Origin of the sequence: Psychrobacter sp. TB20-MNA-CIBAN-0197 (assembly GCF_040309765.1) — a bacterium.
In the GTDB taxonomy this organism is placed as follows: domain Bacteria; phylum Pseudomonadota; class Gammaproteobacteria; order Pseudomonadales; family Moraxellaceae; genus Psychrobacter; species Psychrobacter submarinus.
In genome coordinates, this window is sequence record NZ_JBEOPC010000601.1 from 1 (window position 1) to 271 (window position 271).

Consider the following 271-nt stretch of genomic DNA (forward strand, 5'->3'; position numbering starts at 1 on the left):
GCCATTCACTGGTTCGCGCCGCCAGCGGTTGCGCGCTCACTTGGTCAATCACTGCCGCAAAGGCATCCATGTTCGGCAAGTACGCGGTGAACCCGTCGCCCTTGAGCGCCGTGGTGCGAATTCCCAGGGTTGCGCAGATCGCATCCTTGAGTCTGATGTCATCCCGATCCGCCTGACGTGAACGCTGAATCAACTCAACCAGTTCCCGATCAACCAGCTCGCCTGCCACAATCAACTCCGGCCCCTGCTCCCAGGACTCTGGCGGGCAATC

At 60.9% G+C, this 271-nt stretch carries 1 protein-coding gene; it reads right to left on the reverse strand.

Annotated features, from left to right (window positions below; genetic code table 11):
• Positions 1 to 229: hypothetical protein (locus AAEY83_RS15145; protein ID WP_351060201.1), on the reverse strand; the 229-nt coding region annotated here is incomplete at its 3' end.
• Positions 230 to 271 lie beyond the last annotated feature (42 nt).